We start from the raw sequence: 22,692 nt of genomic DNA on the forward strand, positions 1-22,692 counted from the left end.
CTCTCTCTCGCTCTCTAAATAGAGGTTTTACATTTTTTAAATAAACATAAAGAGGCTTATTATTACGCTTTGAGTTGAATCTACCGTTGAAATTTAACTCATTAAATGACAGCATCTTTTTATGCTGTATTCTACACTTCTTACTTTCAGAAAACTGCCTTATACCTTTTATAACGAATTGGTGGGGCAAAGGGTTATTTTTCACATTCTTAGGGCTTTTATTGTGCATACTCCCAAATAACTTTTATCTTTTGTCTCACTTTATGATTACCTGAAATAACCGCTAAATATTGAGACATTATGAAGAAATTATTCAACTTAAATGTATTATTAATATTCCTGCTATGGGTGTCTTTTGGACAGACCCAAAATCTTGCTTCTTCCCTCCCAGAAGAAGTAGGGATGTCTACCCAGAGGTTAAACCTACTTTCCACGGTGATGGAGCAGTATGTAAAAGATGGGAAAATGGCAGGGAATGTTACCTTGGTCGCCAGGAAAGGCAAGATTGTTTATCATAAGGCCTTTGGACATGCCGATATAGAGGCTGATAGGGAAATGAAAACGGATGCTATTTTTAGAATTGCATCCCAAACCAAGGCAATCGTTAGTGTGGCCATTATGATTCTTCAGGAGGAGGGAAAACTTTTAATTGCCGATCCTATTGGTAATTATTTACCTGAATGGAAATCGACTACCGTGGCACAGAAAACCGATAATGGAGGGTATGAGCTTGTACCCGCCAAAAGAGAAATTACTATTAGAGATCTGCTTACACATACTGCGGGGATTGGATACGGACATGGTTTAGCGAAAGAGCAATGGAAAGCTGCAGAAATCCAAAACTGGTATTTTGCCGACAGGGACGAACCCATTTCAGCAACGGTTGCCCGCATGGCCAAATTACCCATGGATGCCCAACCGGGAGAACGGTTTGTATATGGATATAGCACTGATATTCTAGGGGTGATTGTTGAAAAGGTTTCTGGACAGTCCCTAGATCAATTTCTTAAAGACCGTATTTTAGACCCTTTAGGAATGGCGGACACCTATTTTTACCTACCTGAAAACAAGGAAGATAAATTGGCTACCTCCTATATGGCACATAGTGGTAAAGCTTTAGAACGAGCACCAAACCCTGGGCTGGGGGTGGGGCAGGGGCATTATGTAAAAGGGCCACGGAAAAGTTTTTCTGGTGGAGCAGGGCTCCTCTCAACCTCCTTGGATTATGCTAAATTCTTGCAGATGATGCTCAACGACGGAGCCTATAATGGCAAACAAATCTTATCCCCTAAGACTGTAGAATTAATGATTTCGGATCACGTGGTATCTAGAGATATTCCCTATTCTGGTAGAAGTGGAACCGGATTTGGCCTTGGGTTTTCCATTACTAAGGATATTGGAATGCGTGGAGAACCGGGTTCCGTAGGAACTTTTGAATGGGGCGGTGCGTATGGATCCACTTATTGGGTAGATCCCGTGGAGGAATTGGTTGTGGTGTACTTTAAACAACTTATCCCTACTAATGGGGTGGATGATCACGCCAAATTGAGAAACCTAGTATATCAGGCAATTGTAGAATAAGTTGTTAGCTGCGTCAAATATAGTATGGATTGGATACGAAAATTAGATCGTACGCATAACCTTAATTAGGATTAATGTTTAATCTATTTATTAAACTCAGTGTAAATTCTGCCAGTGATTAGGAGTAAATTGTTAAGCTTCTGCAAACTATCTAGAATTTTTTACCCATTATTCTTTTAAAAATGTAAAATCCCATAGTTTTGTTACACATGATAACCGTAAAAATTAGGAGATTTAAATTTTATGAGTAGAGTAAAAGAAGACGACACGGTGAAGGTTCATTACACCGGCAAATTAAAAAATGGACAGGTTTTCGATAGTTCTTTACAAGGAGACCCCTTGGAAATCACCCTAGGAAAAGGATTGTTGATTCCGGGATTTGAGAAGGGATTGCTAAATATGAAGGAGAAGGAAAAGAAAACCATCAGTGTTCCTAAGGAAGAGGCTTATGGGGATATTATTAATGAATTGTTTCACGAAGTTGGGCTCAATCAACTTCCCCCAGAAATTGAACCAGAAATTGGGATGGCCCTGATGGCCGAAGGTGAAGACGGGACCAAAAATCACTTGCGCATTACGGATGTCAAAGAAAACACCGTAGTACTAGACGCTAACCACATACTTGCTGGTCAAGACCTGACCTTTGAATTAGAATTGGTTGAAATAGTATAGAGGTTATTTTACCTTACCATAGAAAAGCCCGACTAGATAATTAGTCGGGCTTTTCTATTATGGTCCTAGTTCCAACTATTATTGGGACTCCTTTAGAATTTTAAGAACTAAATCTTTGGTCAGCTGTTTTCCATTGGCCTTGATCTTTAAATCTTCAAAAGAAAATCTAAAATCACATCCCTCACGGAAATTACTACAGCCGTATGCCGATTTCCCTTTTACAATTTCTCCCGACTTGCATTTGGGGCAAAGGGGGACTTCCTTTTTCGGACTAGGCGCTACCTTGGGTTCTAAACACAACTTAAACGCTTCATCAAAACGAAGCAAACCTTCAACTTCCTGCTCGTTATTGTGTTTAAACCCTTTGAGATTTACGGTACATCCCTTTGTTAATAGCCTTAGGAATTGATTTTCGGAGATGGTCTTTCCGTGAATAGCAAACGGCAACAAAAAATCACAACCAGATTTATAGGCGCTGCAGCCGTAGGCCGACTTCCCCTTTAGAAGTTTGCCCTCCTTACATTTGGGGCAGCTAGTTCCTTGTACCTCTTTTTTCTTTTTTACCGATTTTTTTTGGTCGGATTTTGGAACAGCAGTGGTATGGGAGATATTGGCGCGCTTGGTTTCACTCCGCACTTCGTAGACCAATTGATCTACCATGCGTTTCATATTCTTAATAAAAACAGCAGCACTAAACTCACCTTTCTCTATATCTTTTAATTGCTTCTCCCATAGACCTGTTAGTTCGGCCGATTTAAGTAGTTCGTTCTGTATGGTATCTATAAGTTGAATCCCTGTAGTGGTAGGTAATACCTGTTTTTTATTTCGTTTTATATACTTGCGCTTAAAAAGGGTCTCAATAATACTTGCCCTGGTAGAGGGCCGGCCAATCCCATTTTCCTTCATTAATTCGCGCATTTCTTCATCATCCACTTGTTTCCCCGCGGTTTCCATAGCCCGTAATAAAGTGGCTTCAGTAAATTGTTTGGGTGGCTTGGTCTCTTTCTCCATAAAGGAAGGTTCGTGGGGTCCTTTTTCCCCCTTCACAAAACTGGGTAAGACTCCCGCTTCCCTTTTCCCCTTGCCATCGGGTGTATCAAAAACAATTCTCCATCCCTTTTTTAGGATTTCTTTTCCCGTAGCCTTAAAATTAATGGTGGTCACTTTTCCTATGACCGTGGTATTGGAAACTTCGCAATCCGTATAAAATGCAGCAATAAATCGCCTTACAATAATATCATATACCTGTTTTTGGGCAGGATTCATGTTAATTTCCACCCCAGTCGGAATAATGGCATGGTGGTCTGTAACCTTTTTATCATTAAATACCTTGGGAGATTTTTTTATCTTCTTACCTAATAGAGGAGTACATAATTCTTCATACATGCTTAGATTGCGTAGAATCCCCTCTATTTTGGGATACATATCATTGGGAAGAAAGGTGGTATCTACCCTTGGATAGGTTACTGCTTTTTGCTCGTATAGTTTTTGAACGATTTTTAGGGTTTCATCGGCCGAAAAACCAAATTTAGTATTACAATACACCTGTAATCCAGTAAGGTCGAATAATTTTGGAGCATATTCCTTTCCCTTTTTTTTCTTGATGGACACAATCTCAAAATCGTGCTCCTTTACCTTGGCCGCTACGGCTTCCCCTTCCTCTTTCTTTAGAAACCGGCCTTCCTCATAACTAAATGTAGTTTCCCGGTATAAGGTTTGTAGTTCCCAATAGGGTTGGGGTTTAAAATCTTCAATCTCCTTATACCTGTTTACTACCATGGCTAGGGTAGGGGTCTGTACCCTGCCCACCGATAGCATTTGTTTGTATCCCCCATGTTTCACAGTATAGAGTCGGGTTGCATTCATCCCCAACAACCAATCCCCAATGGCTCGGGAGAATCCGGCATAGTAAAGCTGGTCATAATCTTCCGAGGGTTTTAGTTGGGAGAATCCTTCTTTTATTGCTTCGGTAGTTAGGGAAGAGATCCACAGTCGTTTTACCTCCCCCGTATAATTGGCCTGATTGATAACCCATCGTTGGATGAGCTCTCCCTCTTGCCCAGCATCCCCGCAGTTGATTACCAACTCTGCCTTTTTAAAAAGCTCCTTTACAATATTAAATTGTTTTTGAATTCCTGGGTTATCTGCTACCTTGGTCTTAAACTTGTCTGGGAGCATCGGTAAATTATTAAGATCCCAACTTTTCCAATGTGGCTTATAATCCTTGGGTTCCAATAAAGTACATAGATGTCCAAAGGTATAGGTTACCGCATAGCCGTTGCCTTCAAAATACCCATCATGTTTGGTGTTGGCACCTAAAACTTGGGCAATCTCTCTAGCTACACTAGGTTTTTCAGCAATACAGACCTTCACGTTTGTTTCTATTTTTAGTGGGTGCAAAATACTCAATTTTCACCGAATGGCTAATGCTTTCCTAAGTATCAAGTTTTCAGTAAACTTCCCCGTATTTTACTTTAGTTTCCATGTACAAACATCTTTAATATAGGACGGTTAAATTATTATAATCTTTAATAATCAGTAAATAGTGAAAAATTTAACACAGGAAATAAGCTGGTTTTTTTTCGTTTATCGTAATATTGCAATAAAGAGATACAAAGGAATGGGACTTACCAAATCAGAGAAATTTACCGACCATCAGAATGCCATCGCATTGGTAGCCAAGGCTTTTGGACATCCTGCAAGAATTGCAATTCTACAGCATATGTTTAAAATGGAATCTTGTATTTGTGGTGATTTGGTAGAGGAAATTGGCTTAGCCCAGCCTACCATTTCCCAGCATCTTAAGGAATTGAGAAATCTGGGACTTATAAAGGGAACCATAGAAGGAACCCGTATATGTTATTGCATAGATCAAGATAAATGGGAGGAGATAAAAGTAATGTTCCAAGACTTTCTAAAACAAAATCCAGTTAACGATACCTGTTGTTAGTAATGGTTGACTTATTTAATTCAAATTAAAAAACTAAAAAATATTATTATGACACTGAGAGAAATAAAATCGCATTTACAGTCTTTGGATACTATTGCTTTCCAACTGCCCAACGGCCAATTTGTACCCAGCCATTTTCACGTAACAGAGGTTGGAAAAGTGCACAAACACTTTATAGATTGCGGGGGTACCGTGAGGGAAGAAGAGGTTATTAATTTTCAGCTCTGGGAAGCAAATGATTACGATCATCGAATTCATCCAGAAAAATTGAGTCAGATCATCGCGCTATCGGAAAAAACCTTGAATTTAAAAAACCATGAGATTGAGGTGGAATATCAAGGAGATACCATAGGGAAGTATGGGTTAGAATTTAACGGCAGCCACTTTATACTTACCAATAGGCAAACAGATTGTTTGGCAAAGGACAATTGTGGAGTCCCAGAGACCAAACAGAAGATTAAGTTAGAGGAATTGGGTGCCAATCAGCAGAATGCCTGTGCTCCTGGATCGGGTTGTTGCTAATAAAATTCTATATGGTATTTAATAAAATTAAAGCATTTTTGGAATGCGTGGACCTAAAGTCCATCCCAGAAGATAGAAAAATGAGACTACAATCTTTAATAGATCATTTAAAGTCTCAAATGCCCCATGCGGAAATCATTAATCTAAACTTTATCTGCACCCACAATTCAAGAAGGAGTCACTTATCACAGGTTTGGGCACAAGTGATGGCCTACCACTTCCAATACAATAAAATCCAATGTTACTCTGGGGGGACAGAGGCCACTGCCATTTTTCCCATGGTAATTAACACCTTGGAGAACACCGGCTTTGTCATCAATAAATTGTCGGAAGGTACTAATCCCATATATGCTATTAAATATGCGCCTAACCAGCTGCCAATAATCGGGTTCTCCAAAGCTTTCGATCATAGTTTTAATCCTATTAGCCAATTTACAGCAGTCATGACCTGTTCTGAAGCCAACGAAGCCTGTCCAGTAATTACAGGTACAGAGAATCGGATTTCATTGACCTATGAAGATCCAAAATTGTTTGACGACACTTCACTGCAAGAGGAAAAATATTTGGAACGAAGTACCCAAATTGCCACAGAACTATACTATGTTTTTTCAAATTTGAGGTAATTAGTAATAGCATATCTTTAAAAAGACAGAGGTGGTGCCAGGAGGTTCTGTTTATCACTAGCTTTTATGGAATGACTAGGTTTTTGCAATGGATTTATTAAATTTAAAAGATTTTCTTAAAGATAAAATATGAGACGTACTTCCCTTGTTTGTTCCTTTTTATTAGCGGTAGTGGTATGCCATGCCCAAAAATCCATTGAACTTTTTAATGGTAAAGACCTGTCTGGTTGGCATATAGACATACCCGATATGGATAATAATCCAAAGGCGATAACACCGTTTATAGTACGTAATCAACAACTGGTAAGTCTTGGTGAACCTCGTGGTCACTTAATTACGGACAAGCAGTATGCCGATTTTAGGTTGAATGTAGAATATCGATTTCCGGGGAAACCAGGAAATTGTGGAGTATTGGTCTTTGCCTCAACCCCAAGGGCCCTTTATGGTATGTTCCCTAAATCTATTGAGGTGCAAATGATGCATGAAAATGCGGGCGATTTCTGGTGCATTGTTGAAGATATTACTACAGACAATATGGAGGAAAGAAGGGGACCTAAGGCAGATTGGGGCATCACCGAAGGAAAATTGCGAAGGATAAAAAACTTAACTGAGGGCTCGGAAAATGCCTTAGGAGAGTGGAACTATATGACCATAGAGTGTCTTAACAATGAAATAAAGGTCTGGCTAAATGGTGATTTAGTAAATCACGGGTATAATGCTACGGCCAGTAGTGGACAGATAGCGGTACAGGCGGAGGGAGCAGAAGTCGAATTTCGAAAAATAACCCTTACACCTATTAAAGAGTTAAGTATGCAAGAACCTCAGTAAATGCAGGTTATTTTAAATTTTAAAAAGGATTGGCCCCTAATTGGATCAATCCTTTTTTATTGAAGGATTTCTTTTTACTACATAAATACTCATAAAAATTAACGATTAAAATTTCTGTATTGTGCCCATTGTACTCTTTTACAGTCCCTAAAGGAGGAGAAGTAGTTAAAGGTTTTAGACTCGGTTGCTGTTTTTGAACTGGATGCTCTCATGATTTTTGATGTTTTTAGGTGGATAGTGATTTTACTTAACGATTAAAATTTCTGTATTGTGCCCATTGCACTCTTTTACAGTCCCTAAAGGAGGAAAAGTAGTTAAAGGTTTTAGACTCGGTTGCTGTTTTTGAACTGGATGCTCTCATGATTATTATATTTTTTTAGGTGGATAGTGATTTTACTTAACGATTAAAATTTCTGTATTGTGCCCATTGCACTCTTTTACAATCCCTAAAGGAAGAAAAGTAGTTAAAGGTTTTAGACTCGGTTGCTGTTTTTGAACTGGATGCTCTCATGATTACTATATGTTTATGTGAATATTTATTCTTTTGGTTCCATTTCTTTGGTCGTACCACCTGTCAGTAACCCAACCAAGTTTGCTTTTAAAATATATTTTAGGTCTTCTTAAATGTGGGTATACCGTTTCCATGTTGTATGTTTTTTGATGGTTTACACGATTAAGACGAAGGATGAATATTTTTGTTACAGTACTATGTATAAAAAGGTACCTTTTTATGATTTAATTAACACCTTTGGTTGTTGAATCCTATTAAATAGGGGGTCGGTGTTTTTGTGTGTTATGTAGATTTGCGGATCCTTGGTGTTTTCAAGCTATCCCTTCAGTAGGGGATGACGCTTCATTGTACTATGATTAAATTTTGGAGGTTACTTTAAATAGGGTCCATTTTCTTCTATTGAAAATTATATTGTATCTTATAGGGTATAACAGCCACTTTCCTAAACTTTATATAAAATGCGTATTTCGTATCTTTTAGTAGTGAGCTCCATTTTTTGTATGCTAACTAATTCTGTGGCACAAGAAGACAGGGCTTTAGAAAGAAAAATCATGGTAGAAAGACAACTTATAGCGAGGGGTATCAAAGACCCTTCCACCTTAGAGGCAATGAAACAAGTGCCTAGGCATAAATTTGTGCCTAAAAAGATTGCAAAGCAGGCGTATAGCGATTATGCCCTTCCCATAGGCAATGAGCAGACCATTTCCCAACCGTATATTGTAGCATTAATGACCGAAGCACTAGCGTTGGGTTCAACAGACAAGGTACTGGAGGTTGGCACCGGGTCTGGCTACCAAGCGGCGGTATTGGGCGAAATTGTAAATTCGGTATATACCATAGAGATTATTCAAGACCTAGCTCAATCGGCTAAAGAGCGGTTAGATTCCTTGGGGTACAACAACGTTACCGTTAAATGGGGAGACGGCTATCACGGATGGCCAGAAAATGGCCCCTTTGACGGGATTATGGTTACGGCCGGTGCCGAAGAAATTCCCGAACCTTTAATTTCCCAATTAAAAGTAGGTGGGCGTATGGTGATACCTGTGGATGATAGGGACGGAACTTATTTAATAAAAATCACTAAAAAAGCTAATAAACTTAAGAAGAAGATTCTGGCTCCGGTACGATTTGTCCCCTTCACAAGGGATAAAAGGGATCATTAGTTGCTTGTTTTGGATATGGTACTAAGGCGGGGGCTCTCTTAAATAGGAGCATCATTTAAATTAAGTTAGTAATTGCTGCTAGGGGAGCCACTTCGCCAGGTTCTAGATCCCACAATCCAATATTTCCAATTCGCACCCTTACTAACCTCACTGTGGGAAAACCCACTGCTGCCGTCATCTTACGCACCTGTCTAAACTTTCCTTCGGTAAGGATTATACTTATCCAGGAAGTGGGCCGGTGCCGGCCAATTCTAAGTTTGGAGTTTGGTTCAACTAGATTAGGAGGCTCATTTAATAAGGAGATTTCTGCTGGTTTGGTAGTATATCTTTTTCCATGAAACCCAATTTCCACCCCATTTTGTAGCGCTTCCAATGCATTGGTAGTGATATCACCATCTAATTGTACATAGTATTCTTTTTCTACCCCCATACGATTAACCTGGTCACTTAGTTTCCCATCGGTAGTAAGGAGAAGGAGTCCCTCAGATTTTTCGTCTAATCTTCCAATGGGCATAATTAGAGGAGGGAAGGGATAAAACTCCCCAAGAAATCGCTTTTTTCTGGCCTCCTTGGAGTCATTGGAGGTAAACTGACTAAGGACGCCAAAAGGTTTGTGTATTTTAAAGTGAACATGGGAATCTACCATCATCGGAAGTTTAGAATCGGGATTTTGAAATAAAATGAAAGACAAAGCTAAATTAAAGACGCAAGGAAACCAAGGGTAGTACAAGGAAGATGTACATGGGAGTAACGTTATCTATTAAGGTAGACATAAAATCATGGGATAATTAGATACTCTTTATCCTGTTATAATGAGGGACTTACTTGCACAATACCAGGAAGTTTGGTAAATTTACTTGTATCCCCATGATGATTTTCATGTTCAGCAAACTGGAATTCACCATGAATGCTCCAAGTAATTAAAAGAGCAGGCTATTTAGTAAAAGGGAGAACAGACGAAGTCATCCCCTCCCATTTTTTTTCACTCCCTCCCTGATTATTATATATCTTGTTTTTTGAACTAAAATCTATGTACCATGAAAAAAATTATCATCCCAATTTTTGCCTTGCTGTTAGTTGGATTTAATCTTGCGGATTCCCCATTAACAAAGGCAGAACGGACCCGTGCAATTAAGGAAATGAACAAGAGCTCTCAGCATTTAACTAAGACGGTAAGAGGACTTAGTGAGGCGCAATTAAATTTTAAAATGAATCCGAACTCCTGGTCTATAGCTGAAAACACGGAACATATTGCACTTTCTGAAAGCATCATATTTGAAATGTTGGAAAACCTATTAAAGGAACCTTCAAATTCAAACAGACGTTCGGAAGTTAATTTATCAGATGACGCAGTGTTAGGCATAATCACTGATAGAAGCAATAAGATTAAGACCCAAAAGCCCTTTGAACCGTCCGGAAAATACGGAACTCATGAAGCAGCGCTAAAAGCATTTAAGAGTAAAAGGAAGGATAACATAAAATTCATTAAGAAAACGCAAGAAGACCTTCGAAACCGATATGCCGAATTTCCCTTTGGTACTATAGATGCCTATCAGCTTATACTCTTTATGTCTGGACATACGGAAAGACATACGCTTCAAATAGAAGAGATAATGGCGCATGCGGACTTTCCATCCAAATAGGGAGCGTAAGGCATTAAGCTACGCTGATATGCTTAATTAAAATCAGCCTACATTGTAGTGATGAAGGAGTTTTTAAGGGATGGAAAACAGGTATATCAACCCCATTATTATGACCCTTGTAAAGTGTTTATTCCTATTAGTACTGCTATTCCCTCAGGGAATGCTGAAACCTTATGCTTAGTGAGATTTTCTACCTAATATTGTGAAAAATGTTTCCTGTAAGCAATACCTATCCAATTTAATATATTGCTATAGGAAACTGAAAGTTTGCAGTATATTAAGGTATGAAAGAATCTGAAAGACAATTAAAAGAATTTGGTATTCGGCCAACGGCTATGCGAATTTTGGTCCATCAATTTATGAGCGGTCAAACGTCGGCCGTGAGTCTCTCTGCTGTGGAAGATAATTTTGAAAAATCGGATAGAACCACCCTCTACCGCACCCTTAAAACATTTGAGGAAAAATGTATGGTCCACCAAATAGATGATGGCACGGGTATTCCAAAATACGCACTTTGTAATCACGATAGGGATGAAGGAAAACATGCAGATCTTCATTTACATTTTCATTGCACGGAATGCAACCAAACCATTTGCTTAACTGAGCATAGAATTCCAACCATTCACCTTCCGGACGGATTTGTCCCTGAAGACATAAATATGTTGGTTAAAGGTATTTGCGATAATTGTAATCATTAAATGCACTGCCATTGCACGTACATAAGTGGTATTTTTGGGGTAGAATTATTTTAATAAATGGAAACGAAAAAAGTGCAAATTATTAAAAGCCCCGCCTGCAACGAACATCACCATGGAGGAGTTTTTGGAGAAAAAACTGAATTGTATTTTGCTATTTTAAGCGGTGTATTTTTCTTTTTAGGAATTATTCTATCCAAACTAACCCAACTTCCAGAATGGACCTCCCTCAGCAGCTACATAATTGCCTATCTTTTTGGAGGTTACTATACCTTACTAGGAGCGGTAGTTAAAATAAGGAAAGGGGAGTTCGAGATTGATTTTCTAATGATAGCTGCCGCCTTGGGAGCTGCTTATATTGACAGTTGGGCCGAAGGGGCATTACTACTATTCCTTTTTAGTTTGGGGCATGCTTTGGAGCACCACGCATTAAACAAAGCAACAAAATCTATAGAAGCGTTGGGAGAGCTATCTCCAAAAACCGCTTTAGTAAGAAAAGGAAATACTACAGTGGAAATAGCTGTAGAAGACTTAAAAATAGACGATATTATAGTTGTAAAGCCCAATAGTCAAATATCGGCAGATGGTGTTATAGTAAAGGGGAGTAGTAGTATAGATCAATCTTCCATTACCGGAGAAAGTATTCCTGTAGACAAAACTGCTATCGATCCAGAAAGAAAATTACCCGATTTTGACAAAATAGAGGCCTCCCATGTAGTTTTTACGGGGACTCTAAATGGGGATAACCTGATAGAGGTACGGGTATTAAAACTAAGTAAGGACACCACCATTTCTAGATTAATTAAAATGGTGAGCGAGGTAGAAACTAAGAAGTCGCCCACTCAGCTGCAAACCAAAAAGTTTGAAAAATGGTTTGTGCCCGCAGTCATTAGTTTAGTAACCACCTTGTGTTTTGCCCATTTGGTTATAGATGAAACGGTTAGGGAAAGTTTATACAGGGCCATTAGCGTATTGGTAGCCTCCAGTCCTTGTGCATTGGCCATTTCTACTCCCAGTGCTGTATTGAGCGCTATTGCCAGAGGGGCTAAAAAAGGAGTCCTTATCAAAGGTGGTCGCGCCTTGGAGGATATGGGTACCCTTAAAATAATTGCCTTTGATAAAACAGGAACACTTACGGAAGGAAAACCAAGGGTAACCAATCTACTACCTCTAAACGGTTTCAATAAGGAGCAGTTTTTAGAACTGGTGTTAGATGTAGAGAGTTTAAGCAACCACCCCCTAGCCAGGGCCATCGCCAAGGATATAAAAGGGGAGTACAGGATTGAAAATAAACACAAATCCTCCAATCTACAAGCGATTCAAGGGAAAGGGGTAACAGCTCAATACAATGGGAGTCAGGTTTCTATTGGAAATGTACCAATGATGGAGGATGCCCAGATAACAGTAGATGCAAAAACGCACGGACAAATGGATGAGCTGCTGCAAAATGGAAATACGGTGATGCTGGTGGGTTACCAGAATACCTTAATTGGTCTAATTAGTGTAATGGATGTCCCCAGAAAAACTGCAGCCTCAACTTTAGAACGTTTGAAAAGGATAGGCATTAAGCAAATGATAATGCTGACTGGAGATCATCAACGGGTAGCCGCTTCCATAGCCAAGCAAATTGGATTAACCGACGCCAAAGGCAATTTACTACCAGAAGATAAGGTTAAAGCCATTGAAGAGCTAAAAAAGCTTAACAAAAAGGTTGCCATGGTAGGGGATGGGGTAAATGATGCGCCTGCTATGGCTATTAGTACCGTGGGGATTGCAATGGGAGCTGCTGGTAGTGATGTGGCCCTAGAAACAGCAGATGTAGCCCTTATGTCCGATAAAATAGAAAGCCTTCCCTTTGTAATTGGACTAGGGAGAAAGTCTAGACAAATAATTAAACAAAATCTATGGATGAGTATGGGGGTTGTCGCTTTATTGGTGCCCGCTACTATTTTCGGATTCGCCAATATTGGTGTTGCCGTAGCAATCCATGAAGGTTCTACCCTTGTGGTGGTTTTAAATGCCCTTAGGCTACTTCGTTACGATCTGGAGGAATAGACTAGATACACTGGTAGTTTCGGGAATTTCGTATTGGCAGTAAATCTTTAAATCGTCATTTTTAATTGATTCTCCTATAAGTTATTATGCGAATAATTTGTACCTTAAGTAGGCCTAATTAAGGATAAGGGAGGACGGTAGAAAAGGCTCTTTCACAATCCTTGGTTTATACTAAAAAAAAGAGAAGATGGGAACAATAAAAGCTTATGGAACCAACGCTGCCGCTGAAGATTTAAAACCGCTATCTATTAAGCGAAGGGATGTTGGCAACAAGGATATTAAAATAGACATTACCCATTGTGGAGTTTGCCATAGTGATATTCATACGGCCCGAAATGAGTGGAAAAACACCACCTACCCTGTGGTGCCGGGACATGAAATAATTGGACGTATCGTAGAAGTGGGGAGTGATGTGAAAAATTTTAAGCAGGGCGACTTGGTTGGTGTGGGGTGTTTGGTAGATTCTTGTCACCACTGTCCGCCTTGTCAGGATCATTTGGAACAATTCTGTGAAAATGGCCCTACGTTTACTTATAATAGTAAAGATAAACACCTTAAGGGACAACAGACCTATGGGGGATACTCCACATCGGTGGTGGTAGACGAGCAATTTGTGTTGCGGATCCCCGAACAAATTGACCCCGCCGCGGCCGCGCCCCTTTTGTGTGCCGGTATTACCACATGGTCTCCCCTCCGTCATTGGAAGGTGGGAAAAGGTGATAAAGTGGGAGTCGTTGGTTTGGGTGGTTTAGGGCATATGGGGGTGAAATTTGCAAATGCACTTGGAGCCGAAGTGGTTATGATTACCACCTCCCCAAATAAAGCCAAGGATGCCAAAGCTCTGGGAGCCCACAAGGTACTGATATCTAAAGACCAAGAAGAAATGGATGCTCATAGAAATAGTTTCGACTTTATTTTAAATACTATCCCGGTAGGTCATGAGATGGATCCATATATATCCCTCTTAAAAATTGACGCTACCATGGTATTGGTGGGGGCGGTAGAGCCCTTAAAACCTTTTCACGGTGGAGGTATTATAATGGGAAGAAAGCGCATAGCGGGATCCTTGATAGGTGGAATTAAAGAAACCCAAGAGATGCTCGATTTTTGTGGAGAGCACCAGATTGTATCGGATATTGAGCTTATTAAAATGCAGGATATTAATACCGCCTATGAACGAGTTATTAATTCCGATGTAAAGTATCGGTTTGTTATAGACATGGAATCCCTTAAAGATTAAATCTTTACCGGATTTATCCTCAACCGTTTTCGGAAGTTTAAAAATCAATAACCTCAAGGCAGGCCAAGGAGGCATAGGACAACACCCCCCATAACATTGGCACCCCTGTCTGGTTGTTACGGGGAACATTCACATCTTATTTAGTAGGTAAATGTAATTCCTAAACTTAAATTGGAGGACCGGTCAATATCGTTTACCGCAGAAAAACTACTGTAAAAATAATTATAGAGTGCAGAAAGGCTTATAACTTTGGACAAGGGTAATTCTGCTTTCATCTGTAATAGGATTCGATGGTTTCCAAAGTCGTTGTACAATGGCTGAAAGTATATGGTTTCCGTTAGATTTAAAGAAGTTTCTTTAAAGGAATGCGTTGCAGAAAGGTAGCTACTGTTTCGGTGGTTGTAAAACTGCTGCCCCGTATCTGCTATTTTCTCTATTTCATACATATATGCATTGCCAAAATATACCCGAGTCATTTCTGAAGAAATCAATTTTAATCGGATTCCAGCGCCAACGAGGTTTCTAGAAGTTATGGTAAGCTTAGTATTGTTCTGGTTTTGGATAAAAGCTTCAACACGAAACAAGGAGGTTAGTTTCTGATTGTACCGCAGGTGAAAGAACCAGGAGTTTTGAAAATCCTTTTCGTTACTTCTAATAAGCTTATAATTTCCAATAAAGAAAAATATTTTTTGTAGGTCTTTTGTTTTAAATTGAGTGGTTAAGTTAGAGCCTATCTGAAATAAATAATCCCCGTTATTATCGGTATAATTAAACAATAAATCGCTCTTTAATGCAAACCGGACAGAATCACTTTGCATCCTTTTGGATTCTATGTTCACCAACTGCGCATTTACACCATTAGATAGGAAGTATATAAGCGTGATAAGTAGTGGCTTTAAGTAATAAAACTTAGCTGTTCCAATTAGTTCCATATACTATTACATTCCCTATTTTAACCGTTTATCATTGACAGAAGAAAAGATAGGAATTCTTTTATTTTATTGAACTATTAAGCTACCAAGCCAATAATACAGCTATGTTTTAATGGATCGGTAAATCTTTATATAGTCTGGGTAAATATAAATAATCCTTTCCTAAACGCTATTCAAAAATATTCCCACTGTAGCGGTACACCATCTTGTAATAGTAGTAGATTTCCCTAATCCATTTTTAGTTCAGTATGAAAGGGTAATAGTCACTGCAGATCTTTGATTCCTTAAAAATTGGTATCCTCGATATTACTAGGACCAATCATTGCATTTTGACTATCTTTGGTAATTACGATTTAAAACGAAGAGTAAATGAAAAAAGCATCTACAATTTTAATGTTAACCGTCTTGTTTACTGCGTGTAACAACTCTAAAGACAAAAGCAAGGGGACGCTCTCAGATCCTTCTGAGAATCCGTTGTTGGTAGAATCTAACCTACCTTATTACGCCCCCGATTTTACACAAATTAAAAACAGCCACTTTAAGCCTGCATTATTACAAGGGATAGCAGAGCAAAAGGAGGCCTTGGAAAAAATTGCTAACAACCCGGAAGCAGCAACTTTTGACAATACTATATTGGCATTGGAAAAGAGTGATGCTACTTTAAATAGGGTGCGAAATGTATTCTACGCCCTCACAAGTGCCCATACCAATGACACCATCCAGGCGGTTCAAGTAGAGATGGCCCCTAAATTTGCAGAATTACGTGATGCAATTTACCTAAACGATAAACTCTTCCAAAGAGTAAAGTCCCTTTACGAAACCAGGGAAAGTTTGAAATTGGATGCAGAGTCGTTAAAGTTATTGGAAAACTACTTTGAAGATTTTGAAATTGCCGGCGCGAATCTGCCTGCCGATAAAAAAGAAACCCTAAGATCTTATAACTCCAGATTGGCCACTTTAACCACAAAATTCAATAAAACCTTATTAGAGGCCAATAATGCAGGAGCGGTGATTTTTACCGATAAATCCGATTTAGCAGGTCTTTCGGAGGCGCAACTAAAGGGTTTAGAAAATGAAGACGGGGAAGGATGGAAGGTTCCTCTTCAAAACACTACTCAGCAGCCCTTATTGCAAGCCATGGAAAACAGGGAAAGTAGGGAAAAGCTTTTTTCTGCTGCTTGGCATAGGGCCGATGGTTCAGACTATGATACGAAAGCGCTTATTATTGAAATAGCCGAATTACGCGCTAAAAAAGGGGCTTTGCTTGGTTTCGCTAACTATGCCGAATGGAGCTTGCAGAATACCATGGCCAAAAATTCTGAAAATGTGATGGAATTCTTTAATGGTCTGGTTCCTGCTGCAACCGCCAAAGCAAAGGCTGAAGCTGCGGAGATACAACAAATGGTGAAGCAAAAAGGGGGCGATTTCACCTTAGAAGCTTGGGATTGGAACCACTATGCAGAAATGGTGAGGATTGCAAAATATGACTTGGACGAAAATCAGATCAAGCCCTATTTTGAGTTGAAGACCGTTTTGGAAAAAGGCGTTTTCTATGCGGCCGAAAAATTATACGGTATTACCTTCAAGGAAAGGACAGATATTCCAACCTATCATGAAGATGTGATGGTTTACGAATTGTTTGAAGAGAATGGGGATCCACTAGGCCTTTTCTATGCAGATTTCTTTTCTCGTCCTAGTAAGCGGGGAGGGGCTTGGATGAGTAATTTTGTTACCCAATCCAAATTGTACAACAAAAAGCCGGTAATCTACAACGTGTGTAATTACCCAAAACCAGCTGCGGGAGAACCAGCACTTTTGACCTATGATGAAGTGAGCACCATGTTCCATGAATTTGGACATGCCCTTCACGGCTTTTTTGCAGATCAGCAGTATCCTTCACTTTCTGGGACATCAGTATCTAGGGATTTTGTTGAGTTCCCGTCTCAGTTTAATGAGAATTGGGCCTTATATCCAGAAATATTGAAGAATTATGCCCTTCATTACCAAACTGGAGAGACTATTCCGCAAGCGTTGATAGACAAGATTAAAAAATCTGGCACCTTTAATCAAGGATATAGCCTAACTGAAAATTTAGCTGCTTCCAATTTGGATATGCAATGGCACACCATATCAGCAGATACCACAATTGAGGATGCCAATGCCTTTGAAAAAGAGGCCTTGAGTAAAACAAAACTCGATGTGGTAAAAGCAGTACCACCACGTTATAGGTCTACCTATTTCGCTCATATTTTCTCTAGTGGTTATGCTGCTGGTTATTATTCTTACCTATGGACGGAAATGCTGCACCACGACGCTTTTGATTGGTTTGAGAACAATGGCGGACTTACACGTGAAAATGGACAGCGATTTAGGGATATGATCCTTTCTAGAGGAAACACCTTACCATTGGAAAAAATGTACGAGGATTGGAGAGGTGGAGCGCCTAAAATTACACCTATGCTAAAAGCAAGGGGCGTACAATAATTAATTTAAAATAGGTTCTTCTATTAACTCAGGACAAGCCCATGAGGTGCTGGATGAAAAAAAACCTATAATTTTCAGCTCTCCGTCTCTATGGAACGGAGGGTATTTAAATCTTACATAGTGCGTAAAAGGGACCTGAATAAGGTCCCTTTTTTATACTTTAAAAGTGAGATACTGCCAGATACCTGTTGTAGGGAGTTCCATAAAATAACGTTTCATTTCTTTGGAATGTAAGACAGTATTGCTACCCCCTACTTTTTAAATAAATCTAGGGTACCCAACAAGAGCTTTATTATAATATATTTATGGCATTAATAGATTAATCGCGCTAATTTAGTGCCAGCCTAAATGTATGTATCCTATGAATAATTCATATCCTAAAAAAGTTTACCTAAATGGGGACATTCTAGATTCCCAATCTGCCAAAATTTCCATTTTTGATAGGGGATTTTTATTCGGGGATGGAATTTATGAGGTGATGGTAAAGATTAATGGACAGTTTTTTTATAGAGATGCCCATCTTAAGCGTTTGGCTGAGAATCTGCGCACCATAAAAATCGACTTTGATACCAGCAACCTAGTAGCGGAAATTAACCGCTTGCTTAGGGCATCAGATTTAGCGGATAAAGACTGCTTGTTGTACATGCATGTGAGTAGGGGAGTTGCTCCCAGGCAGCATAATTACCCTAAGGCTATAACTCCTACCGTAATGATGTATGCCACACCAAGGATCTTGCCAGAAATTAATACGATGAAGGCTTCCGTAGTGACTTCTGAGGATGTTAGATGGGGCAGATGCGATATAAAGATGACTTCTTTATTAGGCAATGTGATGGCCAATGAACATGCGATGCAACAAGGCTGTTTTGAAAATATACTTATCAGAAATGGGGTGGTAACAGAAGCTTCCCACTGTAATGTCTTTTTTGTAAAGGAGGGGGTGGTTTACACCCATCCGGCCGATAGATTTATCTTGAATGGTATTACTAGGCAATTAGTCCTGGAGCTTTGCCAGCAATTAGGTCTGGAAGTACGGGAAGAAGGAGTTCCTCAAAAAGAACTATTGAAAATGGACGAAGCATTCTTAACAGGGACTACCACCCAGATAGCATCTATAAGGCAACTGGACGACCATTTTTATTACCACGGAGAAAACGTGGGGGAAATCACTAAAAAGCTTCAGGAGGCATTTTTAAAATTAAAGAATAATCATAAGCAATTAACCTAATTTAAACAAGTTAGGCTCTCTAGAATCCCTTTTAAAAAGGGATTTTTTTGTTTTAAATAGAATATCCGATTTTAGGAACTCAAAAACACCTAATTAGTCTTATAATTTAATTAAAATCACTAACTTGTATAAAAATATGCCTATGCCAATTTACATGGATCGTCATGACATTCCCGAATCCATTACCGCAGAACACGTGGCAAAAATGCATAGGGAAGATTTAAAAATCGAACACCTTTATAATTGCAAGGGAATGACCTATTGGTGCGATGAGAAAAGACGTACCGCCTTTTGTTTGATAAAAGCACCCAATAAAAAGGCCATCCAAGACATGCATAACCATGCACACGGTGATGTTCCCCATAGAATTATTGAAGTGGACGGAAGCATTGTAGAATCTTTTTTGGGGCGGATTGAAGATCCTAAGAAATCTCAAAACACCACGTTAAATATCATCAACGACCCCGCTTTTAGAACCATAATGGTGATACGATTACGCGTGGTTAAATTCAATTCCGCACATTCTAAACAATTTCAACAAAAGATACAATCAAACATTACGTCCATTTTAACCTCCATAGCTAAATTAAAAGGGCGTATAGTTAAACAAAAATCAGATTATTTTCTAGCCTCCTTTTCTTCCGTCAGCAAAGCCGTGCATTGTGCCCAGGGAATTTACACTCAGCTTACGCCACTGGCCTCTAATGGAGGTAAAGATGCCCAATTGAGCATCGGACTGCATGCGGGAGTACCTGTTACTGAGAAAGAAAGTATTTTTGAGGACACTATTAAACTAGCAGAGCGATTTAGCGCTCTTATTCATGATAAAGTTGTGCTATCTCCGGAGGTAGGGGAGTTATACGAAAGTGAAAACTTAAATGTAAAACTAACCCATAAGTATATAAAGACGCTCACAACAGGAGAGGAAAAATTAGTGGATCGCATTATGGATTATACTGAGAAGGAATGGCATAATGCAAGCTTCAGTTCCAATAATTTCAGTAAGAACTTAGGATACAGTAAGTCCCAATTATATAGGAAAATGCAAGCCCTATGCGGAAAGTCGCCCAATAGCTTTATAAAGGAGTACCGCTTGGAAAGGGCACTGGAGCTGTTAAGAAAAAACAATAAGAATATTTCGGAGACCGCCTTTACCACTGGCTTTAATAGTCCAGCCTATTTTTCAAAATGTTTTATGGATAGGTTTGGCATCCTTCCTTCCAGCTACATTCAAAATTACACCGTTTAGTTGTTGACACCCATAATATTAGGTTGCTTACATTTTGTTGTTTTTTGAACCAAAATTAGCTGCTCCTGCCTTATATTATCAATATTTTTACATTAAAGCAGTGTTTATCACCCAAAAACAGCTAGTGTTCTTTTTAAAGAAACTTGTAGTGGTGCCGTTATAAAACTGCTACGATGTAATACTCCCCCTCGTATAAAATAAAAAACCAACCGCCCTTGTTTTACTGATTCGACACTTCCCACACCTCGTAGAATATTATGAGCGGGAATGATAAAATGGTTGCACAATTCCTCCAATCTATACTTTTGGAAGACTGTAGAGTTGGAGGGAATCAACTAGTTAATTATTGTATTAACCTCTAAATTCCAAGTCATGAATTACAAGATCAATTTTTTAAAAATTAAAACAGTCTTGCTGCTATCCATCTTTTTAATTGGATGTGAAGTTTACGGACAGGAGGAAATGAAAATGGGGGAAGAATCCTCGCAGTTAAGAACCCATGAGGACAAGGAGCTGCAGTGGGGACCCTGTCCAGATTTTATGCCAGTTGGTTGTACCATAGCAGTTTTGCATGGAGATCCGTCCAAAAAAAATGTGGATATTTTCTTTAAAGTTCCGCCAAACTATGACATTCCCGCACATTATCACAGTTCTGCAGAGCGAATGATTCTTGTTTCAGGTGAATTACAAGTTACCTATGAAGGCGAGAAGGAGAAAATAATGAAAGTTGGCACCTATGCATATGGACCTGCCAATAAACTACATACCGCAAAATGTCTCGGGAAAGATCCATGTGTGCTTTTTATTGCATTTGAAGAACCCTTGGATGCTTTTCCAAAGGTCACTAAGCATTAATTCATCAATAATGCTAATAGAAAAAGAATAATAAAAACGAACAGTTAAATTATTGAATTATGGAAATGGTTGTAGATATGGATACGGGTATTGTAGCCTCCTTTACGGAGCAAATAAAGGGGGAGGTAATTATGCCGTCTCACGAAGATTATCATCGTAGCAGAAAGGTATATAACGGGATGATAGATAAAAGTCCTGGAATGATAGTAAAATGTGTTGATGTAGCCGATGTAATAGCCTCCGTTAACTTTGGGCGAGAAAACAACTTATTGATTGCCGTGAGATCTGGGGGACACAATGGAGGTGGTTTGGGAATATGTGATGATGGCCTGGTTATAGATTTATCGGGTCTCAAAAATGTCCGCGTGGATACCTCCAATAATACGGTACGGGTAGGCGGGGGCAACCTATGGGGCGAGGTAGACCATGCTATCCATGCCTTTGGATTGGCTATTCCCTCAGGAATAATATCTACCACTGGCGTTGGGGGCCTAACACTTGGTGGAGGAGTAGGACATCTTTCCAAGAAATTTGGACTTACCATTGATAACTTGTTGGAGGCCGATATGGTCTTGGCGGATGGTAGTTTTGTAACGACAAACAAAGATCAACACTCAGATTTATTCTGGGCCATCCGTGGGGGTGGAGGAAACTTTGGGGTGGTAACCTCCTTTAAATTTCAGGCTCATCCCATTAAAACTGTAATTGGTGGGCCAACCCTATGGCCAATAGAACAGGTAGCGGAAATTATGGCGTGGTACGATAAATTTATCAGGAGTGCTCCGGATGATCTAAATGGATTTATAGCTACGATGGTTATACCTGGACCTCCTTTTCCAGAATTCCTACACAATAAACAGTTTTGTGGAATTGTGTGGTGTTATACTGGGGATCCCGATAAATTTGACGCGCTCTTTAAAGAGGTTTTGGATCTTAACCCCATATTTCAACATGTTGGAGAAATGCCGTATCCTTCTATTCAAACTTTATTTGATAACATGCTTCCTCCAGGCCTGGAATGGTATTGGAGGGCCGACTTTTTTAATGAATTAGGGCAGGAAATACGGGAGGCTCATTTGGAATATGGTTCTAAAATTCCGACCGTTTTATCCCAGATGCATTTATACCCAATACTAGGTGCTGCCAGTAGAGTTGGGCCAGAGGATACTGCCTGGGCCTATAGGGATGCTAGCTATGCGGGTGTTATTGTGGGGGTAGACCCTAATCCAGAAAATAGGGAGCTCATCACAGATTGGTGTAAAAATTATTGGAAAGCCCTTCATCCGTATTCGGCAGGAGGAGCCTATTCAAATTTTATGATGAATGAGGGACAAGATCGGGTAAAAACTAGCTACCGACACAACTATGATCGACTGGTAAAAATGAAGCAAAAATACGATCCCACTAACTTGTTTAAGGTCAATCAAAACATAAAACCATAAGAATTGATCTTATTAATAT

The 22,692-nt window shown here is 39.4% G+C and carries 19 protein-coding genes; 16 read left to right on the forward strand and 3 right to left on the reverse strand.

Annotated elements, in window-relative coordinates; genetic code table 11:
- Positions 1-300: 300 nt before the first annotated feature.
- Positions 301-1,581: a serine hydrolase domain-containing protein gene (locus BV214_RS06670; RefSeq protein ID WP_086476721.1), complete on the forward strand. Its 1,281-nt coding sequence runs from the start codon at positions 301-303 to the stop codon at positions 1,579-1,581.
- A 243-nt stretch (positions 1,582-1,824) separates the two neighbouring features.
- Positions 1,825-2,253 carry an FKBP-type peptidyl-prolyl cis-trans isomerase gene (locus tag BV214_RS06675; protein ID WP_086476722.1) on the forward strand — a complete coding sequence of 143 codons (429 nt, stop codon included), beginning with the start codon at positions 1,825-1,827 and terminating at the stop codon, positions 2,251-2,253.
- Positions 2,254-2,331: 78 nt separating this feature from the next.
- Here BV214_RS06675 and BV214_RS06680 read toward each other — a convergent pair whose 3' ends face one another.
- A complete protein-coding gene (locus BV214_RS06680) occupies positions 2,332-4,626 on the reverse strand; it encodes a type IA DNA topoisomerase (protein ID WP_086476723.1) in 2,295 nt (764 codons plus the stop codon).
- Positions 4,627-4,873: 247 nt separating this feature from the next.
- On the opposite strand from BV214_RS06680, the gene BV214_RS06685 reads away from it, so the two are divergent.
- The 5 genes from BV214_RS06685 to BV214_RS06705 all read left to right on the forward strand — a co-directional run bounded on the left by BV214_RS06685 (position 4,874) and on the right by BV214_RS06705 (position 8,850).
- On the forward strand, positions 4,874-5,203 hold the full coding sequence (locus BV214_RS06685; RefSeq protein WP_086476854.1) for an ArsR/SmtB family transcription factor: 330 nt from the start codon (positions 4,874-4,876) through the stop codon (positions 5,201-5,203).
- Between the two features lie 48 nt (positions 5,204-5,251).
- Complete coding sequence (locus BV214_RS06690; RefSeq protein WP_086476724.1) at positions 5,252-5,725, forward strand: DUF6428 family protein; 474 nt, start codon at positions 5,252-5,254, stop codon at positions 5,723-5,725.
- Positions 5,726-5,736: 11 nt separating this feature from the next.
- Entirely contained in the window at positions 5,737-6,348 is a 612-nt protein-coding gene (locus BV214_RS06695) for a low molecular weight phosphatase family protein (protein ID WP_086476725.1), read from the forward strand.
- Positions 6,349-6,477: 129 nt separating this feature from the next.
- Entirely contained in the window at positions 6,478-7,176 is a 699-nt protein-coding gene (locus BV214_RS06700) for a 3-keto-disaccharide hydrolase (RefSeq protein WP_086476726.1), read from the forward strand.
- 969 nt (positions 7,177-8,145) lie between these two features.
- A complete protein-coding gene (locus tag BV214_RS06705; protein ID WP_086476727.1) occupies positions 8,146-8,850 on the forward strand; it encodes a protein-L-isoaspartate(D-aspartate) O-methyltransferase in 705 nt (234 codons plus the stop codon).
- 55 nt (positions 8,851-8,905) lie between these two features.
- On the opposite strand, the gene BV214_RS06710 is transcribed toward BV214_RS06705, so the two are convergent.
- Positions 8,906-9,496 carry a pseudouridine synthase gene (locus tag BV214_RS06710; RefSeq protein WP_086476855.1) on the reverse strand — a complete coding sequence of 197 codons (591 nt, stop codon included), beginning with the start codon at positions 9,494-9,496 and terminating at the stop codon, positions 8,906-8,908.
- Between the two features lie 391 nt (positions 9,497-9,887).
- Here BV214_RS06710 and BV214_RS06715 point away from each other — a divergent pair, with 391 nt between their 5' ends.
- From BV214_RS06715 to BV214_RS06730, 4 genes are all read left to right on the forward strand, one after another.
- Positions 9,888-10,493 (forward strand): DinB family protein, encoded by a 606-nt coding sequence (locus BV214_RS06715; RefSeq protein WP_086476728.1) that lies wholly within the window; start codon positions 9,888-9,890, stop codon positions 10,491-10,493.
- A 284-nt stretch (positions 10,494-10,777) separates the two neighbouring features.
- Positions 10,778-11,191: a Fur family transcriptional regulator gene (locus BV214_RS06720; protein ID WP_086476729.1), complete on the forward strand. Its 414-nt coding sequence runs from the start codon at positions 10,778-10,780 to the stop codon at positions 11,189-11,191.
- 57 nt (positions 11,192-11,248) lie between these two features.
- The gene (locus BV214_RS06725) at positions 11,249-13,243 is read left to right on the forward strand and encodes a heavy metal translocating P-type ATPase (RefSeq protein WP_086476730.1); all 1,995 of its coding nucleotides are present in this window, start codon (positions 11,249-11,251) and stop codon (positions 13,241-13,243) included.
- Positions 13,244-13,430: 187 nt separating this feature from the next.
- Positions 13,431-14,483 (forward strand): NAD(P)-dependent alcohol dehydrogenase, encoded by a 1,053-nt coding sequence (locus BV214_RS06730; protein ID WP_086476731.1) that lies wholly within the window; start codon positions 13,431-13,433, stop codon positions 14,481-14,483.
- Positions 14,484-14,623: 140 nt separating this feature from the next.
- Here BV214_RS06730 and BV214_RS06735 read toward each other — a convergent pair whose 3' ends face one another.
- Complete coding sequence (locus BV214_RS06735; protein ID WP_086476732.1) at positions 14,624-15,415, reverse strand: DUF481 domain-containing protein; 792 nt, start codon at positions 15,413-15,415, stop codon at positions 14,624-14,626.
- A gap of 369 nt (positions 15,416-15,784) precedes the next feature.
- On the opposite strand from BV214_RS06735, the gene BV214_RS06740 reads away from it, so the two are divergent.
- The 5 genes from BV214_RS06740 (at position 15,785) to BV214_RS06760 (ending at position 22,673) form a co-directional block, all read left to right on the forward strand.
- Positions 15,785-17,899 (forward strand): M3 family metallopeptidase, encoded by a 2,115-nt coding sequence (locus tag BV214_RS06740; RefSeq protein WP_086476733.1) that lies wholly within the window; start codon positions 15,785-15,787, stop codon positions 17,897-17,899.
- Between the two features lie 361 nt (positions 17,900-18,260).
- A complete protein-coding gene (locus tag BV214_RS06745; protein WP_245806757.1) occupies positions 18,261-19,127 on the forward strand; it encodes an aminotransferase class IV in 867 nt (288 codons plus the stop codon).
- Positions 19,128-19,269: 142 nt separating this feature from the next.
- The gene (locus tag BV214_RS06750; protein ID WP_086476856.1) at positions 19,270-20,376 is read left to right on the forward strand and encodes a nickel-binding protein; all 1,107 of its coding nucleotides are present in this window, start codon (positions 19,270-19,272) and stop codon (positions 20,374-20,376) included.
- 372 nt (positions 20,377-20,748) lie between these two features.
- The gene (locus BV214_RS06755; RefSeq protein ID WP_245806758.1) at positions 20,749-21,231 is read left to right on the forward strand and encodes a cupin domain-containing protein; all 483 of its coding nucleotides are present in this window, start codon (positions 20,749-20,751) and stop codon (positions 21,229-21,231) included.
- Positions 21,232-21,290: 59 nt separating this feature from the next.
- Entirely contained in the window at positions 21,291-22,673 is a 1,383-nt protein-coding gene (locus tag BV214_RS06760) for an FAD-binding oxidoreductase (protein ID WP_086476735.1), read from the forward strand.
- Positions 22,674-22,692 lie beyond the last annotated feature (19 nt).

Origin of the sequence: Arenibacter amylolyticus, from assembly GCF_002150785.1 — a bacterium.
In the GTDB taxonomy this organism is placed as follows: Bacteria; Bacteroidota; Bacteroidia; order Flavobacteriales; family Flavobacteriaceae; genus Arenibacter; species Arenibacter amylolyticus.

Excerpts from the sequence above, each read along its gene's own strand:
- BV214_RS06670 (WP_086476721.1), top strand. The coding sequence starts at position 301 with ATGAAGAAATTATTCAACTTAAATGTATTATTAATATTCCTGCTATGG.
- BV214_RS06675 (WP_086476722.1), top strand. The coding sequence starts at position 1,825 with ATGAGTAGAGTAAAAGAAGACGACACGGTGAAGGTTCATTACACCGGC.
- BV214_RS06685 (WP_086476854.1), top strand. The coding sequence starts at position 4,874 with ATGGGACTTACCAAATCAGAGAAATTTACCGACCATCAGAATGCCATC.
- BV214_RS06690 (WP_086476724.1), top strand. The coding sequence starts at position 5,252 with ATGACACTGAGAGAAATAAAATCGCATTTACAGTCTTTGGATACTATT.
- BV214_RS06695 (WP_086476725.1), top strand. The coding sequence starts at position 5,737 with ATGGTATTTAATAAAATTAAAGCATTTTTGGAATGCGTGGACCTAAAG.
- BV214_RS06700 (WP_086476726.1), top strand. The coding sequence starts at position 6,478 with ATGAGACGTACTTCCCTTGTTTGTTCCTTTTTATTAGCGGTAGTGGTA.
- BV214_RS06705 (WP_086476727.1), top strand. The coding sequence starts at position 8,146 with ATGCGTATTTCGTATCTTTTAGTAGTGAGCTCCATTTTTTGTATGCTA.
- BV214_RS06710 (WP_086476855.1), bottom strand. The coding sequence starts at position 9,496 with ATGGTAGATTCCCATGTTCACTTTAAAATACACAAACCTTTTGGCGTC.
- BV214_RS06715 (WP_086476728.1), top strand. The coding sequence starts at position 9,888 with ATGAAAAAAATTATCATCCCAATTTTTGCCTTGCTGTTAGTTGGATTT.
- BV214_RS06720 (WP_086476729.1), top strand. The coding sequence starts at position 10,778 with ATGAAAGAATCTGAAAGACAATTAAAAGAATTTGGTATTCGGCCAACG.
- BV214_RS06725 (WP_086476730.1), top strand. The coding sequence starts at position 11,249 with ATGGAAACGAAAAAAGTGCAAATTATTAAAAGCCCCGCCTGCAACGAA.
- BV214_RS06730 (WP_086476731.1), top strand. The coding sequence starts at position 13,431 with ATGGGAACAATAAAAGCTTATGGAACCAACGCTGCCGCTGAAGATTTA.
- BV214_RS06735 (WP_086476732.1), bottom strand. The coding sequence starts at position 15,415 with ATGGAACTAATTGGAACAGCTAAGTTTTATTACTTAAAGCCACTACTT.
- BV214_RS06740 (WP_086476733.1), top strand. The coding sequence starts at position 15,785 with ATGAAAAAAGCATCTACAATTTTAATGTTAACCGTCTTGTTTACTGCG.
- BV214_RS06745 (WP_245806757.1), top strand. The coding sequence starts at position 18,261 with ATGAATAATTCATATCCTAAAAAAGTTTACCTAAATGGGGACATTCTA.
- BV214_RS06750 (WP_086476856.1), top strand. The coding sequence starts at position 19,270 with ATGCCAATTTACATGGATCGTCATGACATTCCCGAATCCATTACCGCA.
- BV214_RS06755 (WP_245806758.1), top strand. The coding sequence starts at position 20,749 with ATGAATTACAAGATCAATTTTTTAAAAATTAAAACAGTCTTGCTGCTA.
- BV214_RS06760 (WP_086476735.1), top strand. The coding sequence starts at position 21,291 with ATGGAAATGGTTGTAGATATGGATACGGGTATTGTAGCCTCCTTTACG.